The organism is Acidovorax sp., assembly GCF_016783915.1.
Lineage (GTDB): Bacteria > Pseudomonadota > Gammaproteobacteria > Burkholderiales > Burkholderiaceae_C > Acidovorax.
Window position 1 is genome coordinate 1 of the sequence record NZ_JADHVT010000115.1, and the last position, 15,534, is coordinate 15,534.

The 15,534-nt window shown below is 65.0% G+C and carries 11 protein-coding genes and 1 pseudogene; 3 read left to right on the forward strand and 9 right to left on the reverse strand.

From position 1 onward, the window contains the following. Positions 1-1,015, reverse strand: a 1,015-nt coding sequence (locus ISS20_RS18005; RefSeq protein WP_291438304.1) for a pyridoxal phosphate-dependent aminotransferase, incomplete at its 3' end; no start/stop codon positions are given. Positions 1,016-1,093: 78 nt separating this feature from the next. On the opposite strand from ISS20_RS18005, the gene ISS20_RS18010 reads away from it, so the two are divergent. Beyond that, a complete protein-coding gene (locus ISS20_RS18010) occupies positions 1,094-2,530 on the forward strand; it encodes an NAD-dependent succinate-semialdehyde dehydrogenase (RefSeq protein WP_291438305.1) in 1,437 nt (478 codons plus the stop codon). Positions 2,531-2,710: 180 nt separating this feature from the next. On the opposite strand, the gene ISS20_RS18015 is transcribed toward ISS20_RS18010, so the two are convergent. The 6 genes and pseudogenes from ISS20_RS18015 to ISS20_RS18040 form a co-directional block, all read right to left on the reverse strand. Next, positions 2,711-3,427: a formylglycine-generating enzyme family protein gene (locus ISS20_RS18015; RefSeq protein WP_291438306.1), complete on the reverse strand. Its 717-nt coding sequence runs from the start codon at positions 3,425-3,427 to the stop codon at positions 2,711-2,713. A gap of 271 nt (positions 3,428-3,698) precedes the next feature. Continuing rightward, positions 3,699-4,666: pseudogene (locus ISS20_RS18020) on the reverse strand (porin). Between the two features lie 392 nt (positions 4,667-5,058). Continuing rightward, positions 5,059-7,242: a TonB-dependent siderophore receptor gene (locus tag ISS20_RS18025; protein ID WP_291438307.1), complete on the reverse strand. Its 2,184-nt coding sequence runs from the start codon at positions 7,240-7,242 to the stop codon at positions 5,059-5,061. Positions 7,243-7,320: 78 nt separating this feature from the next. Next, a complete protein-coding gene (locus ISS20_RS18030) occupies positions 7,321-8,001 on the reverse strand; it encodes a TonB-dependent receptor (RefSeq protein ID WP_291438314.1) in 681 nt (226 codons plus the stop codon). Positions 8,002-8,450: 449 nt separating this feature from the next. Further along, complete coding sequence (locus ISS20_RS18035; protein WP_291438308.1) at positions 8,451-8,693, reverse strand: hypothetical protein; 243 nt, start codon at positions 8,691-8,693, stop codon at positions 8,451-8,453. After that, a complete protein-coding gene (locus tag ISS20_RS18040) occupies positions 8,690-9,892 on the reverse strand; it encodes a PepSY-associated TM helix domain-containing protein (RefSeq protein WP_291438309.1) in 1,203 nt (400 codons plus the stop codon). Before ISS20_RS18040 ends, ISS20_RS18035 begins: the two co-directional genes overlap by 4 nt. A gap of 370 nt (positions 9,893-10,262) precedes the next feature. Here ISS20_RS18040 and ISS20_RS18045 point away from each other — a divergent pair, with 370 nt between their 5' ends. Further along, a complete protein-coding gene (locus tag ISS20_RS18045) occupies positions 10,263-11,888 on the forward strand; it encodes a methyl-accepting chemotaxis protein (protein ID WP_291438310.1) in 1,626 nt (541 codons plus the stop codon). Between the two features lie 51 nt (positions 11,889-11,939). Next, positions 11,940-12,542 (forward strand): hypothetical protein, encoded by a 603-nt coding sequence (locus ISS20_RS18050; protein ID WP_291438311.1) that lies wholly within the window; start codon positions 11,940-11,942, stop codon positions 12,540-12,542. Positions 12,543-12,725: 183 nt separating this feature from the next. Here the strand turns inward: ISS20_RS18050 and ISS20_RS18055 are convergent, their stop codons facing one another. After that, entirely contained in the window at positions 12,726-14,900 is a 2,175-nt protein-coding gene (locus tag ISS20_RS18055; protein ID WP_291438312.1) for a TonB-dependent siderophore receptor, read from the reverse strand. Between the two features lie 175 nt (positions 14,901-15,075). Continuing rightward, the gene (locus tag ISS20_RS18060; RefSeq protein ID WP_291438313.1) at positions 15,076-15,408 is read right to left on the reverse strand and encodes a DUF3325 domain-containing protein; all 333 of its coding nucleotides are present in this window, start codon (positions 15,406-15,408) and stop codon (positions 15,076-15,078) included. Positions 15,409-15,534 lie beyond the last annotated feature (126 nt).

A 15,534-nucleotide genomic window follows, 5' to 3' on the forward strand; every position in this document is an offset into this window, starting at 1 on the left:
GTGGCAAGCACTCGTCATGCCCGTCGATGTGAAAGAACGCGTACATGCCTCCACGTGGCGTGGCCACCGACACACCCGGCACATCGGCCAGCAACGGCACCAGCGTGTCCCGGCAGTTGCGTAGATGGTTCACCAGCGCAGGCGTCACCTCCTCCGCGCGCTGCAGCGCCACCGTGGCCCCGCGCTGCACAAACACCGGCGCGCACGAGGTGTTGAACTCGATCAGCTTGCCCACCGCAGGTGTCATCGACGGTGGCAGCACCAGCCAGCCCAGACGCCAGCCGGTCATCAGAAAACTCTTGGAAAAGCTGTGCGTCACGATCAGCCGGTCCTCGGGCTCAGCCACGTCCAGAAAGCTCGGTGCGGCACCGTTGGCCGTGTCGCCAGCGTAGTACAGCCGCTCATACACCTCGTCCGCCAGAATCCACGTGCCCGTGCGGCGGCAGTGCGCCAGGATGGTGGCTTGCTCCTCACGGGTCAGCGTCCAGCCCGTGGGGTTGTTAGGGGCGTTGACGACCAGCAGGCGCGTGCCGGGCGTGATGGCTGCCAGCAGCGCGTCCATGTCCAGGCGCCACGCGCCCTGTGCGTCGGCCACCAGCGGCACGGTGCGCACCTGTGCGCCCAGAATGCGCGGCTGCGCCACCAGGTTGGGCCACACGGGGGTGACCAGCACCACCTCGTCACCCGCGTCCACCAGGGCCTGCACGGCCACCATCAGGCCGTTCACGCCGCCGGATGTGACTGCGATGCGGTCAAACCATGCATCGGTGTGCTGCTGCGGGTGCAGGCCATGCATGTAGCCCGCAATCGCGTGGCGCAGTTCGGGCAGGCCCAGGTTGTGGGCGTAAAAGGTCTCGCCTTTTTGCAGCGACGCAATGGCCGCGTCGCGGATGAAGTCGGGCGTCACCTCGTCGCTCTCGCCAAACCAGAACTTCAGCACATCGCTGCGCCCCAGGCCTTCGTTGGCCACCTCGCGGATGCGCGACTCTTCGAGGCTTCGGACTACTTCTCGCATGCAATCTCCTTGAAATACGCAGCCATCATCGCAGGCGTATAGTCGTTTTTTTGATTTTTTTGGCTGACCCCAACGCTCATGACTTATCCCAACACCCAGCTCTTCATCGCAGGACAGTGGCAAGACGCCGCCGAAGGCAAAACCATTGCCGTGTTCAACCCCGCCACGGGCAAAGAAATCGGCCGTGTGGCCCACGCCACCAAGGTCGATCTGGACCGCGCGCTGGACGCCGCACAGAAGGGCTTTGAAGCCTGGCGCGACATGCCCGCCGCCGAGCGCGCCAAGACCATGCGCCGCGCCGCAGCGCTGATGCGCGAGCGCGCCGAGGCCATCGCGGCGATCATGGTGCAAGAGCAGGGCAAGCCCCTGGCAGAAGCCAAGGTCGAAACCATGGCCTCGGCCGACATCATCGAATGGTTTGCCGACGAATCGCTGCGCGTGTACGGCCGCATAGTGCCCTCGCGCAACCTCAAGGCCACGCAGATGGTGCTCAAGGACCCGGTGGGCCCCGTGGCCGCGTTCACGCCCTGGAACTTTCCCATCAACCAGGTGGTGCGCAAGCTTGCCGCCGCGCTGGGTGCAGGCTGCTCCATCCTCGTGAAGGCGCCTGAGGAAACCCCCGCCAGCCCCGCCGAGCTGATCCGCGCGTTTGCGGATGCGGGTGTCCCTGCAGGCACCGTGGGCCTGGTCTATGGCGATCCGGCTGAAATCTCCAGCTACCTCATCCCTCACCCCATCATCCGCAAGGTCACTTTCACCGGCTCCACGCCCGTGGGCAAGCAACTGGCGGCGCTGGCGGGCAAGCACATGAAGCGCGTGACGATGGAACTGGGCGGCCACGCTCCGGTCATCGTGGCCGAAGACGCCGACCTCGAACTCGCCATCAAGATCGGCAGCGGTGCCAAGTTCCGCAACGCAGGGCAGGTCTGCATTTCGCCTACGCGCTATCTGGTGCACGAAAGCATCCGCGCCGACTTTGTGGCCGCGTTTGCCAAGTACGCACAGGGCCTGAAGGTGGGCGATGGCCTCACGGCCGGCACGCAGATGGGCCCGCTGGCTAACCCGCGCCGCATCACCGCCATGGCCGACCTGATGGCTGACGCCGTGCAGCAGGGCGCCACGCTGGTGACGGGTGGCGAGCGCATTGGTAGCGAAGGCAACTTCTTCCAGCCCACGGTGCTGAACGACGTGCCCCTGTCGGCCCGCATCGTGAACGAAGAGCCCTTTGGCCCCGTGGCCGCCATCCGTGGGTTTGAGAAGATTGAAGACGCCATTGCCGAAGCCAACCGCCTGCCGTTTGGCCTGGCCGGTTACGCCTTCACCTCGTCGCTGAAGAACGCGCACCTGCTGGCCCAGCGCCTGGAAGTGGGCATGCTCTGGATCAACCAAGCCGCAGCCCCTGCGGCCGAGCTGCCATTTGGCGGTCTGAAGGATTCGGGCTACGGCTCCGAGGGTGGCCCGGAGGCCATCGAGGCGCACCTGAACACGCGCCTGGTGTCGATCATGAACGTGTGACCATCGCGCTCTGAGCGCGGTAGTTAAAGGCCCCCGGTGCCATAGGCGTTGGGGGCCTTTCTGCTTTCTGAGAACCTGATCACGATCTTTTCAAGGTCGCACGAGAGGGGGCGACGGCAGGTCGTGCGGTTTGCGGGCATAGAAAAGATCCCCTCACAGATGGTGCCGCCCCTTCCAGCCCTAAGGCTTCGGGTCGTACACGCAGCGAAATCCGATGTACACCGCATAAAAGTCTGCAGGCTTCCAGGCCTCCACATCCGCGCGCATTTGCGACGCGGGATACCACCAGGACCCACCCATCGTGCGCCGCTCGTCGCCGCGCGCATCGGCCGCCCATTCCCACACATTGGCGCCCATGTCGTGCAGGCCGTTCGCCCCGGCTGCGGTGGCGTTGACGGGTGCTGCGCGGGGCCAGGGGTCGGGGTCACTGGTGTTGGCGCCCTGCGGGCTCTGGCCCGTCGTCCAGGGGTAGGTGGTGCCACGCACCCAGGGTGCGGGTGGTTGGGCGCGCAACTCGGTGAAGCCAGCGGCGCGCCATTCGGTGGCGGTGGGCAGACGGCCACCCGCCCATTGGCAATAGGCCTGGGCCTCGGCGTGGGTGAGGTGCACGGCGGGCAACTGGTCGGTGTCTGGGAGCACGCCATCGGGGCGCTGCCAGGTCCAGCCCGCGCGGCGCTGCCAGCCACCGACGTATTCAAAACCGCCACCTTCGCGCTCGGCACGGGTGGTGGTGCCTGTGGCCTGTGGGTAGCGCGCAAACTGGGCGATGGTGACCTCAGTCTTGTCGATGCGCAGGCCGCGCAGGTCGTCCAGTACCACCGGCCCTGTGGTCTGGGCAGACGCAGTCAGGGCCCAGAGCACCAGGGTGGCGCTGGCTGCGTGGCGCTGTGTTTGCATGTTCCTGTATTCCCCGTTTCAAAGCCAGGAGGTCATTGCCCGGCCGGTGTGGCACAGAGTATCTGCCGCTGCAAAAGCCTGTGGGCGGCGCTGGATTTGGAACCGCTGACGGACCCGTGGTGCCAACGTGGCGACGCTCAGTCCGCAATGTGGCCACATACCTCCACCGGCATGCGGGGGCATAAAAAAACCCCGCACTCCAAAGAAGTGCGGGGTAATTGGCTGTGTATCTGCCCTCCCACCAGTCAGGGCAGCAGCATGTGGGGCGCTATCAGAAGTTGTGGCGCACGCCCACGGCGAAGGAGCTGAAGTCGTTACCCGGAGCCGACACGCCGTAGGTGGCAGCCTGGCTGTTGTTGATGCGGGTGTAGTAGGTGTAGATCTTGGTGCGCTTGCTCAGGTTGTAGTTGTAGCCCAGCGTGTACTGGGTGGCGGCGCTGTTGGACACTTTGGAGTAGTCGCCGGCACGGCCCACGTTCACGTGGAACTCGGACACGCCCATGATGTACGCGGCCGACAGGCGCAGGTTGGTGCGGTTGCCGCCGTTGGCGATGAACACGTTCTTGTCGCGTTGCACGTAGGCGCCCATCACGAAAGGACCGGTGGAGTACGAGCGCGCACTGCGAACTGGTTCTGGTCGCCCAGCTTGGAGTAACCAGCCCCCAGGCCCAGCTTGCCGATTTCGTAGTTGGCAGCCAGGTCCATGCTGTTCTTGCCGCCGGTGCCGCTGGGCTGCTCGTGCTGGGCCCAGCCGGCCTCGAACGTTGCGCCGCCCAGGCTGGGGGTGCGGTAAGCGATCTTGTTGACGTCACGGGCGGGGTAGGCGTACAGGGCGTCAGCCGAAGAGCCGGTGTCGTGGTTGTGGTTGCTGATGAAGTCGGCCGTCGCGTAGTACGACTCGGACGTGAAGTTACCCAGGCGCACCATGCCGAAGCCGCCGGACAGGTTCACCTCGCTCTGGCGGGCAAAAATGCCGCGCGAGTCGGAAGCGCCGGAGCTGGAGTCAAAGCCGCTTTCCAGCTGGAAACCCGCCATCAGGCCGCCGCCCAGATCTTCCTGGCCCTTGAAGCCGAAGCGGGAGGAGTTATTGAACAGGCCGGTCTTGGAGACATTGCCGTCTTTTTGGTGTTCAAAGCTGGTGTTGACCCGGCCGTACAGGGTGACGCTGCTCTGTGCAAAGGCAGCAGACGTACCCACCAGGGCCAGCGCGGCGAGGGCGCAACGGTTCAATGTTTTCATTCGCGAGGTTCCTTAAATCAAATTTTGTTTGATGACAAATAATCACCGGCCAAAAACGCACAGGGGTGATGCCTTTGGGCCGCCGCTACAAGCAAGTTTGGTGCCTGTGGTGATGTGATCGTTGCACTTTGCAACGGAGGGGGATGCTACTGGCCGCCGTGATTGGCCGCCAGCGGGGTAAACACCTTTTTGTCATCAAGATGTCGTAGCGGCGCAACATGGTTGTGATACCGCTTACAAGTCCCCGGGACCAGCCGGAGTCCGGCACCCCCATCAGGGTTGCGAATGCGGCGCAAGCCCCGCGCGGGCTGGGACCGGTGTGGCGCGGGGCCCTGCGCCACGGCCTCTTTGGAGCCATTTCCAGCAGCGGCGCAGGCCCCACATGGCGGTCTTTAGAACCGATAGGTCGAGGTCAGCGTGTACGTCCGCGCCTGTCCGTAGAAACAATCCCCGCGTGCCAGGCACTGGGTGATGTGCACCTTGTCGGTCAGGTTGACCACGTTGAAAGCCACACGCCAGTCGCCAGCGTCGTACGCCACCATGGCATCGGCCAGCGTGGCGGCAGGGGTGCTGATGGCGCTGGTGCCGCTCCATTGCGAGCCGGTGTAGCGCACGCCCGCTCCCACCACCCAGCCGCCACGTCCCTGCGCTGCAAAGCGGTGGCTCAGCCAGGCCGACGCGGTGTGCCGGGGCACGCTGGCCACGGGCTGGCCCTGGTCGCCTGCGTTGCTGCGGCTGATTTGGGCGTCGGTGAAGGCGTAGCCCACCGTGAAGTCCCACTGGCGCGCCAGGCTGGCCTGCACCTCAGCCTCGAAACCGTTGACCTTTACTTCGCCGATCTGCAGGCTGTTGAGCGGGTTGCTGGGGTCGGTGGTCTTGCGGTTCTTCTCGCGCAGGGTGTACACGGCGGCAAACGCACTGATGCCCTGGCCTGGCGGCTGCCACTTCACGCCGGCCTCCCACTGTTCACCGCGCTGGGGCTTGTAGGGCGTGCCGTACGCGTCGAGCCCGCCCAGGGGCTGGAACGATTCGGAATAGCCCACATACGGCGCCCAGCCGCCGTCCATCTGGTACGTGACGCCTGCGCGTTTGGTCCAGGCCTTGTCGTCCACGGCAGCGGCAGGGCGGCCTTCGGTATCGGTCTGGGCACTGTCGTGGCGCAGGCCCAGCGTGGCTGTCCAGCGGCCCCATTGGATCTGGTCTTGCGCGTAGAACCCCAACTGCTTTTGCACCACACTGGGCTGGCGCACCAGCTGCGCCGCAGTGGGCGGCGTGAAGTTGCCGTAAACGGGGCTGTACACGTCGATGGACGACGCCACCGCGCGCCAGGCCTGCTGGCCGGTGTGGTTGCGCTGCACGTCCAGGCCTGCGAGCACTGTGTGCGCGGTATTGCCCGCCTGCAGCTTGCCTTCGAGCTGCGTGTCGACGAGCAGCATGCGGCCGGTGTTGAGGTTCCACACCGCATCGCGCACCAGCGTGCGGTTGTCGCTGTTGAACACGGGGCGCGCGGGGCGGCCGGTGGCGGCATTGGCGGTGAAGCTGGTGTAGATGGTGCGGTAGTCCACCTCGCTCACAGTGCGGCGCAGGTTCTGGCGCACCGTCCAGTCGCTGTTCAGGCGGTGGCTGAACAGGTAGCCCCAGGAGTTGTTGCTGGTGTCATACGCGTCCCAGCCCGGCTCGCTGATGAAGGTGTTGCGCGGAATCTGGCCGTAGCGGCTGGGCAGCTGCGTGCCCTGCCACGGAAAGAAGCCAATGAGCGAGCCGCTTTGGTCCTTCTGGTGCAGCGCCTGCAGCGTGAGCGACGTGTCGGCATTGGGCTTCCAGGTGAGCGATGGCGCAAACACCACGCGGTTGTCGCCCACATGGTCCACCTGCGTGCCGCTGTCGCGGCCCACGGCCACCAGGCGGTAGAGCCACTGGCCGTCCTGGTCGAGTGCGCCCGTCAGGTCGGCGGCGATCTGCTTGCGTGCATTGTTGCCCAGCTGCACCTGCACCTCGCGCAGGGTGTCGGCCTGCGGCCATTTGCTGGTCAGGTTGAGCACGCCGCCCACGCTGCCCTGGCCGTACAGCACGGAGGTGGGGCCGCGCAGAAACTCCACGCGCTCCAGCGTGTACGGGTCTGGCCTGCTGGTGTTGTAGGTGCCGTAGGTGCGCAGCAACCCGTCCTGGTACTGGCTCACCGTGCCACCGCGTGCGGCAAAGCTGTCCACGCGGCTGTCGAAATAGTTGGACACCGCACCGGCGGTGTATGCCGTCACCTGCCGCAGTGTCTGAACGCCCTGGGTTTCCATCTGGTCGCGCGTGATCACGCTGATGGCCTGCGGGGTTTCGATGAGTGGGGTGTCGGTCTTGGTGGCGCTGAGCGCACGCTGGGCCACAAAGCCTGTGACGGGCGCGGTGGGGTTCTCCTGCCCCGCGCCCGAAGAGACGGTGACAGGGGCCAGTGTGGTCTCGGCCGTAGTGGACGGGGCGGTTTGCGCATGGGCTGCTGCGCCGCACAGCAGCAGCAGGGCGGCCTGTGCCACAGCGGTGCGCGGCGCGCGGCACGCGCGCGAGGGGGGTGTGAAAGGATGCATGATTTGCTATAAATTAGATAGCTTCTTGGGCATGTTCGACTAGCGCAAGCGGCCGTTTTGGCTTGAAATGGGCGCCGGTCAGCGTCCCACGGAGGCTGGTGTCACAGCAGGGGGCAGCGCGGGCGATGCCATGCCGTCGGTCAGCACAAAGCTCAGCGTGGTCACGTAGCTGGCTTCGCCGTACGGCGCGCCATGTGCCTCACCCGGGGTCTTGTCGCTGTGCTTCACCTCGGCCACGTACTGGCCCTTCCAGGGGGTGACGAAGGTCACCGTGCCGTCTTCACCGGCCTCGGCCTCGCGCGTCCAGCCCGAGGGTGCGGCCAGCTGCACCTTGGCCTTGGGCAGCGGTGCGCCCTGGTAGACCACCTTCAGCTCACCCGGCTTGCCGGTGGGCACCAGGTCCAGCGCTGCGGTGGGGGCCACGGGCTTGGCCAGGCTGGCCACCCAGCGGGCGGCGGGCTGCCAGACCATCGCGGGCAGGTTGCGCTTGCTGCGGTCGATCAGCGGGTAGGTGGCGGTGGCAAACAGGGTGTCGGGTGTGCCGGCGGCGGGGTAGACAAAAGCGTCCTTGCCCAGTTGGCCTTCCACACGCTGGGCGGCGGCGCCCGTGCGTTGCTGCTCGAGCACGGGCACGCCCTTGAACTGGTCCAACCGGCCGGGCGATGTCTCGCGCAGGTTCTCGTTGAACTCCCCAAAGTGCAGGCGCGCCTGGCCCCCGGCGTTTTCGAGCCAGACCTGGTGCGCCTGGGCGGTGTTCATCGCAGCGAGCGCGACGCAGGCCAGCAGGGCGGCCCGCAGCGGGGCTGGATGGTGTGGTTTGGACGGCATGGATGATTTCCTTTCAGTGGTTTCAGTAACAACAAAACAGCGGAGCGCAGGGCTCCACGCCCCTGGCGATGCGGGGGAATGAATGCTCTCTTTTAGATAGCTGCCAGCGCCTGAAGGAAGGCGTTCGGTGGCTTTTGGGCCCGGAATCGGATCTGGGCTGCATTGCGCCGAATGGCGCCGGTTCTAGAAATCCACGCCCACGCTTAGCCAGATCCGGCCGGGCGAGTCCCGCGCGGCCCCCAGGTCAGCCCGCTTAACCCCTGCAGGCCCTTGTGTGCGGCAAGGGCCACGGAGGTGACGAGGAACGCCAGATGTGGCTGACGGTTTGTGCGGGGCATCGGTGCGGAACGCATGGAAGAGGGGATCCAAAAACAATGAACTCAGCGCGGTGCGGAGGAAGGCATGCCGGTTGCATCGGCTGCGGCTGTCATTGCCGCTGATGTGGCGGATGTACGAGGCAAGCTATACCAGCCCATCACCGCCACCGGCACACCCAGCGCCGCCCACGACCACCAGTCGCCCCAGGTGTCAGACACCAGGGCCGTGATCAGCCCGGTGGTGGTGAGAGCGCCCATCACGATGGGCCAGCCCCACAGGGCCCAGAAAGGGCTGTGCTGGTTCATGCGGCCCCCTCGGTAGTGCGCGCCGCGCCTGATGTTGGCAATGCACCGCCCGCCAAGTGATCGGTGGCGCTGCCCGCGGCTTGTGCCGAAGGGCTCCTCGTCTGCAGGCCCTTGAGCAGCCACAGGTACAGCCCGCTGCCCAGCACCACGATGGTGGCCATGTCGAGCAGCGCCCAGAGGATCTTCATCGGCATACCGCCGTAGTCGCCAAAGTGCAGCGGCTGCGACACCAGCAGCGCCTTCAGGTACCACGGCAGCTGGGGCGATGCGGTGACCTGCGTCGTGCGCGCATCCACCAGCACGGGCTTGAGCAGGCGCGAGGTGAGCGGCTCGTTGCCGCGCAGGAAAAACGTGTTGTGGTGCGGGCTGGAAAACGCCGTGCCCGGGAACGCAATGAACGACAGCTTGGTGCCCGGTGCCTGGGCCTGCGCGGCCACCAGCGCCTGCTGCAGCGGCCCCCGCCCGGCAGCGGGCACGATGGGCTGGCCCTCATACGGCTTGAGCAGTACCGAGAGCTGGTCGTACTGCCAATACTTGATGAGCAGGTCGGCCCACGTGTTGATCATGCCCGTGCCACCCACCACGAAGGCCCACATCAGCGTGACGATGCCCAGCAGGTTGTGCAGGTCCAGCCACTTCACCCGCGTGGACCGATCCCGCCGCACCTCGCCAAACGCCAGCTTGCGCATGAACGGTGCATACAGCACCACCCCGGTGACGATGGCCACCAGCAGCAGCAAGCCCATGAACCCCAGAAACAGCTTGCCCGGCAGCCCCGCAAACAGGTCCACATGCAGCTTGAACATCACGTACATGAAGCCTTCGTCAAACCGTGGCTGCGCCAGCACCTGGCCCGTGCGCGCATCTACCGCCACGGAGCGGAAATCATCGGTGGGCGCCGGTGTGGGCGTGAGCGTGACGAACCAGACGTTGTCATCGTCCCCCGCATGCGACGCGAACTGCACCAACCGCTCGGGGTGCAGCGCCTGTGCGGTGGCCAACACCTTGTCCAGGCTCGCGCGCGGCGTGTTGGCGGGCATCGCAGGCGTCTCCACCTCGGTGCCCAGCAGGTGGCCGATTTCGTGGTGAAAGATCAGCGGCAGACCGGTGATGCACAGCAGCAGCATGAAGACAGTGCACACCAGGCTGGACCACTTGTGGGTCCAGCTCCAGCGGCGCAGGGCGGAGGGGCTCAGCATGGAGCGACGACCTTGCTGAGCGCGTTGCTGCTGTGAGGGCTGGGACTTCCAGAGCGCTGCGCATGCACGCACAGAAAGGCCAGACGCCGAGCGGCGGCCATACCGGAAGGGGCAGAGAGAAAGGAGTGGTTCAAGCCAGGCAACCCGAATGCATCTGATGACGGAGGGAGCTGGCTGCAGCCGAGAGAAAGGGCTTTCGCTTGCGAAGCGAAATTTTATCTCGCAAATGAGAATGATTCCCGATCAATCGTTGTGATTTTGCGAATTTGAATTTGTGCTGCTGAACCCCGCCTTAATTGATAAAAACAAATTGACCAAAATGATAAATTCACCAAAAATTGAGCCGTATCAATGAACAAGGTGATATCCCATGAACCGCTACCGCATGACCGTCCATAGAAAACTGAGTCTGGCCTTCAGCCTGATGGTGACCCTGATCCTGCTGGTGGCTGGGATCGCCATCTATGACATGACAAAGCAGAAGGAACTGTTCCACGACTACGTCACCGGCATCAATGCCCGTGCCCATCTGGCCAAGGACGTGCAGTCGGCCGTCAACCGCCGTGCCATTGCGGCGCGTAACCTGGTGATCGCCACCACGGAATCGGATCGCGCGGCTGAGAAGCTCGCTGTGAACAAAGCCCATGCTGATGTTCAGGACCGGTTGGCTCGCCTGAAAGAAATGGCGGTGGCAGGCCATGTGCCGGCGCACATCAAGACGCTTGTGGACGACATCGACAAGATCGAACACGCCTACAGCCCGGTGGCTTTGAAAATTGTGGAACTGGCGCTGAATGGCCAGCGGGATGAGGCCATCACGATGTTCAACGAGACATGCCGCCCTCTGCTGGCCGCCCTGGTCGCCAAGACCAACGAATACCAAGCGTTCACCAACGAGCGATCGGACCAGCTCGCCCAGCAATCTGAATCAGACATGGCCGCGCAGCGCACCTACATGGTGGCCCTTGCTTTGGTGGCGGCGTTGGTGGCGCTGATCTCCGGCTACCTGATCACACGCAGCCTGTCCCGCGCACTGGGGGCCGAGCCCGATGTGCTCAGCGATGCGGCGCGCCGTGTGGCGAACGGTGACCTGTCGAAAATGGATGGGGCCGACAGTGCCATCCAGGGAAGCGTGCTGGCCTCTCTGAGCGCGATGCAGCAGAACCTGGCGGACATTGTTGCCAAGGTGCGCTGTGCATCGGATTCGATTGCCATGGGCACATCCGAAATTGCGCGCGGAAATATCGATCTGAGCCACCGTACCGAAGAGCAGGCCAGCGCACTGCAGCAGACAGCCGCCACCATGGAGCAGTTCAGCACCACGGTAATTAACAACGCAGAGAACGCCAAAGTGGCAGACCAGTTGGCCCTCAGCGCCACCACCGTGGCCACCCAGGGCGGCGAAGTGGTCTCTCAGGTGGTGGACACCATGCGGGGTATCAATGACAGCTCGCGCCGGATTTCCGACATCATTGGCGTGATTGACGGCATCGCCTTTCAAACCAACATCCTGGCGCTGAACGCCGCTGTCGAGGCAGCGCGGGCGGGTGAGCAAGGGCGCGGGTTTGCCGTGGTGGCCACTGAGGTGCGCAACCTTGCGCAACGCAGTGCCACGGCCGCCAAGGAGATCAAGGCATTGATCAGCGAAAGCGTGGAGAAGGTGGTCGCTGGCACCCAACTGGTGGATCAGGCGGGCCAGACTATGGACGAAGTGGTTGGCGCCATCCAGCGTGTGACGGCGGTTGTGGGGCAGATCAGTGCTGCCATCTCTGAACAAAGCGCTGGCGTCTCTCAGATCGGCCAGGCAGTGAACCAGATGGACCAGGTCACTCAGCAGAACGCTGCGCTCGTCGAAGAAAGCGCGGCAGCCGCCCAGAGCCTGGACATGCAGGCCCAGCAGCTGACGCGGGCGGTGCAAATCTTCAAGCTTGAAGAGCAGTCGGGCGCTGCCTTGGTCAGCCACGAGCGGCGGCCCAGTCTTGGCTATGCAGCCTGATTCGCTGCGCCCGTACTGGCCCGATCCGCATCCAAGGCCCGGAGGTCGGCAATGACTGACGAGTCCCCACGCCTGATCCAGGAACTCTTCGCGCAGCAGTTTGACTATTTGCCGAAGGTGGAAAGCCCTGAGCAGCGCAAAGGCCCGCGGGGAATCGTGAACCTGTTTGCATTGGCATCCCACATGCTGGCGGCCATGTCCGGCACACTGGCCATCGTTTCTGTAGATAGGTTCGGCGCGAACCGAGCGCGGGGCGATGCCGGTCTTTACGACCAGGTCCATCGGTTGGTGGATCTCTCCGTGCAGACGTCCTCGTCGTTGACTCGTTTGATCGGCATGGCGATGTCGGCGCTGCAAAGCGAACAGATCTCCAGTGCCAGTGTGGCTGAACGGGAGAGCATCCAGCAGGTGATGGCCACCGGATACATCTACATCGATGCCTTGAATGCGGTGTCGCTGGAAACCACCAACATGGCGCGCTGGCGCGGAGTGTGGGGACGCGATGCCGGTCGTGCCCACCGCCCTGCGCAGTCACCGCAACCCAACGACCCAGAAGGCGACAAGGCCAGGCAATCGGTGCGCATGTTAGTTGCACAGGTCATGGAGCTGGGGCTGAGGGCGGAGCTCTACGACGGAACCTGGAGCATGAGCTGAGCGCGATCCACCCCATCGCACGCTTCGCTCAGTGCGTCCGTGCGACGCTCCTAACGCGGATTTAGCTATTTTTTATATAGCTGCTGACGAACTACTGGAGGGCGTCAGCGGCGTCTCTGATCCAGCTGTGGTAAGTCGTGGCGACCGGTTGGCTGACGGTGATGTGTCAGCCTTTTGTCTTCGTCAGAAGTACGAGCGCAGTGTGACCTGCAACGCACGGGGCGAGCCGGGCAAGATCAGGTTGTCATTGCTGCCGTGGGCCGACACGTAGTACTTGTGGTTGAGCAGGTTTTTGATGTTCACATCCACCTCCCACTTTCCCTGCGTGTACTGCAGCGCTGCGTCCACCGTGGTGTAGCCGGGCAGGGTGACCAGGTTGGTCAGCGAGGTGAAGCGGGCGCCCACGTAGTTGACGCCGCCGCCCATGCGCAGGCCGTGGCCCAGGTCTTTCATGGCCCACAGGAAGGCGGAGTTGCGCGGTGTGAGTGCGGGAACCTTGCCTTGGGCGGCTATGGCGGCGGTGGGCAACTGCGTGGACGTGGTGGTGGCCAGCGACTTGGTCATGCGGCCGTCCAGCCATGCGTAGCCGGTGCTCACGTCCCAGCGGCCGGGCAGGCGGCCGTTGGCGGTCAGCTCCAGGCCGTTGGTGCGCTGTGTGCCCACGTTGATCTGGCGCGACGGATTGGTGGGGTCGGTGTTCTTGATGTTGGTGCGCTCCAGGTTGAAGAGCGCGCCGGTGATGTTCATGCGGCCATCGAGCAGGTCGAGCTTCACGCCGATTTCCTTGTTCTGCGTGATCTCGGGTTCGTTGGCGGTGTTGTTGGCGGCCAGCGCAAAAGTCTCTGCCGAAGGCTGGAACGACTTGCTGTATGACACGTAGTACGACACCGCGTCGCTGGGCTGCCAGACCAGGCCTGCGCGGGGGCTGAACTTCTTGTCAGTGCGCGACAACGCGGAGAGCTTGCGATCAAACTCGGTCTGCTGCTTGAACACGTCGTAGCGCGCACCCACCAGCGCCTTCCACTGCGGGGCCAGCGTGATCTGGTTCTGCCAGTACAGCGCCGCTGTGTCTTGGGTGGTGTGGCTGGGGATGGCGCTGTCGGCGGTGTAGCTGGCGACAGGTATCACCGGAGCGGCTACGCCTGCGGGGTTGAAGATGGAGACGCGGTCTGCTCCGCCCGACACGGACTCCGCGCGCTTCTTCTGCCGGCCTAGTTCCATGCCCATCAGCCACTCCTGCTTCAGGCCCCCGAGCTGGTTGCGCCAGGTCACGTCGGTCTGGTTGAACAGGCCGCTTTCGTCGCGCAGGATGAACGAGCGTGTGCGGCCCACGGTCAGGTTCACCGGGTTGGTGGTGCCGCCGGGCAGGGTGTTGTAGCGGTCCAGCGTGTAGTCGTATGCGCGTGTCACATTGCGCACCGACCAGTCGTCGTTGAAGCGGTGGTTGAGGGTGGCCGCCAGCGATTGCATGGTGCTGGTGGTGGTGTCGTCTTGCGCAGCGTTGCTGGAGCCGTAGTAGGTGCTGGCGGGCACGTTCACTGGTCGGCCGTTGAGTGCGGGAATGCCGAAGTCCGTCAGGCGCTTGTCGCGCGCGTTGGTGTACTGCAGCAGCAGGTCGGTCTGCGCGGCGAGCTTGAGCGCGAGCGACGGCGCGAAGTTGTGGCGCTTGATGAACTGCTGGTCGCGGTAGCTGCCTGAGTCTTCGACGGCGGCGTTGATGCGGAAGGCAGCGGTGTCGCTGATGCCTACATTCACATCGGCCGCGGCGCGGCGAGAGGCGTAGCTGCCCAGGCCCAGAGAAGCCTCCCCCGAGGTCTCGCCAAACTTGGGTTTCTTGGTCACGCGGTTGATCAGGCCGCCCGAGGAGCCGCGCCCGTACAGCACGGCGGCGGGGCCCTTGAGCACCTCCACGCGCTCGATGTCGGCCAGGTCGCGGAAGTACAGCGCATCGTCGCGCACCCCATCCACAAACTGGTCGGCGATGGCGTTGAAGCCACGGATCACCACCTGGTCACGCTGGCCGTCGCCGTGGCTCATTGCCACGCCGGGTACGTTGCGCAGCACGTCTTCCATCGACCGCGCACCCTGGTCGCGCATGAGCTGCTCGGGTACCACGTTCACGGCTTGGGGCACATCGCGCAGCGGCGCGCTGCCCTTGGTGGCCGAGGAGCTGACGGCGGGCGAATAGCCGTCATCGCCGCTGGTGGATTGCACGGTGACCTCGCCCAGCGTCTGGGTCGGCGCAGAGGGCGGTGTTGCTTGTGCCAGCGCGGTGCCGCAGAACGCGGCCAGGACGGCGGCGGCCAGCGGGTGCAGGGCCTGGGGGTGGCGGAAGGGGCGGCTGAAAGGTGCGTGCATGGTTTGTCCTTGGTGTGTGCGCAACGCGGTTGAAAACGGCTCCGCAGGCACCGGGCCTGGCGCGGGCCCATGGGGCCGGTGGCTGGGGGGCGCAGAGAGCGGGATGAAAAAATGCAGGGGTGAGAGGCGGATCAGAAAGTGCGACGAGCCAGCGGGGCCGCCGCATCCTTTCCGCTCACCACCCCCCGGCCCAGGCGGCGAGGCCTGCCAGCAGGGCCAACCCCGCCAGCAGCGGTGTGCGCCGGGGCTGCCAGGTCACAGTGGCCGTCACGGCCACGGCAGCTGCTGACAGGGCCACGGCCCATGCGGTCACGCCGAGCGAGATAGGCACGCCATCGGCCGGGTGTGCGGCCAGCCACAGCGACAGCAGCAGCAACAGCCAACCCGCGCGGCGCAGTTGTTGCAGGCGGTGGGCTGCACCTTCGCGGCCTGTGGCGTCTTCATGGTGGCGGTCCATGCCCAGCGCCATCGCCGACCAAGCCGCAAAACACAGCAGAAATGCGGACATGGTGTTCAAGCCCCCGACGTTGAAACAGACACATCGGTGGCCGCAGGCAATGCGGCCGCCGGGGCAGTGCGCGGTGTTTTGGCCTCAGCGGCTTTGCCCTTGCGGGCACGGCCCGGGCGCAGTCGC

Excerpts from the sequence above, each read along its gene's own strand:
- ISS20_RS18010 (WP_291438305.1), top strand. The coding sequence starts at position 1,094 with ATGACTTATCCCAACACCCAGCTCTTCATCGCAGGACAGTGGCAAGAC.
- ISS20_RS18015 (WP_291438306.1), bottom strand. The coding sequence starts at position 3,427 with ATGCAAACACAGCGCCACGCAGCCAGCGCCACCCTGGTGCTCTGGGCC.
- ISS20_RS18025 (WP_291438307.1), bottom strand. The coding sequence starts at position 7,242 with ATGCATCCTTTCACACCCCCCTCGCGCGCGTGCCGCGCGCCGCGCACC.
- ISS20_RS18030 (WP_291438314.1), bottom strand. The coding sequence starts at position 8,001 with ATGAACACCGCCCAGGCGCACCAGGTCTGGCTCGAAAACGCCGGGGGC.
- ISS20_RS18035 (WP_291438308.1), bottom strand. The coding sequence starts at position 8,693 with ATGAACCAGCACAGCCCTTTCTGGGCCCTGTGGGGCTGGCCCATCGTG.
- ISS20_RS18040 (WP_291438309.1), bottom strand. The coding sequence starts at position 9,892 with ATGCTGAGCCCCTCCGCCCTGCGCCGCTGGAGCTGGACCCACAAGTGG.
- ISS20_RS18045 (WP_291438310.1), top strand. The coding sequence starts at position 10,263 with ATGAACCGCTACCGCATGACCGTCCATAGAAAACTGAGTCTGGCCTTC.
- ISS20_RS18050 (WP_291438311.1), top strand. The coding sequence starts at position 11,940 with ATGACTGACGAGTCCCCACGCCTGATCCAGGAACTCTTCGCGCAGCAG.
- ISS20_RS18055 (WP_291438312.1), bottom strand. The coding sequence starts at position 14,900 with ATGCACGCACCTTTCAGCCGCCCCTTCCGCCACCCCCAGGCCCTGCAC.
- ISS20_RS18060 (WP_291438313.1), bottom strand. The coding sequence starts at position 15,408 with ATGTCCGCATTTCTGCTGTGTTTTGCGGCTTGGTCGGCGATGGCGCTG.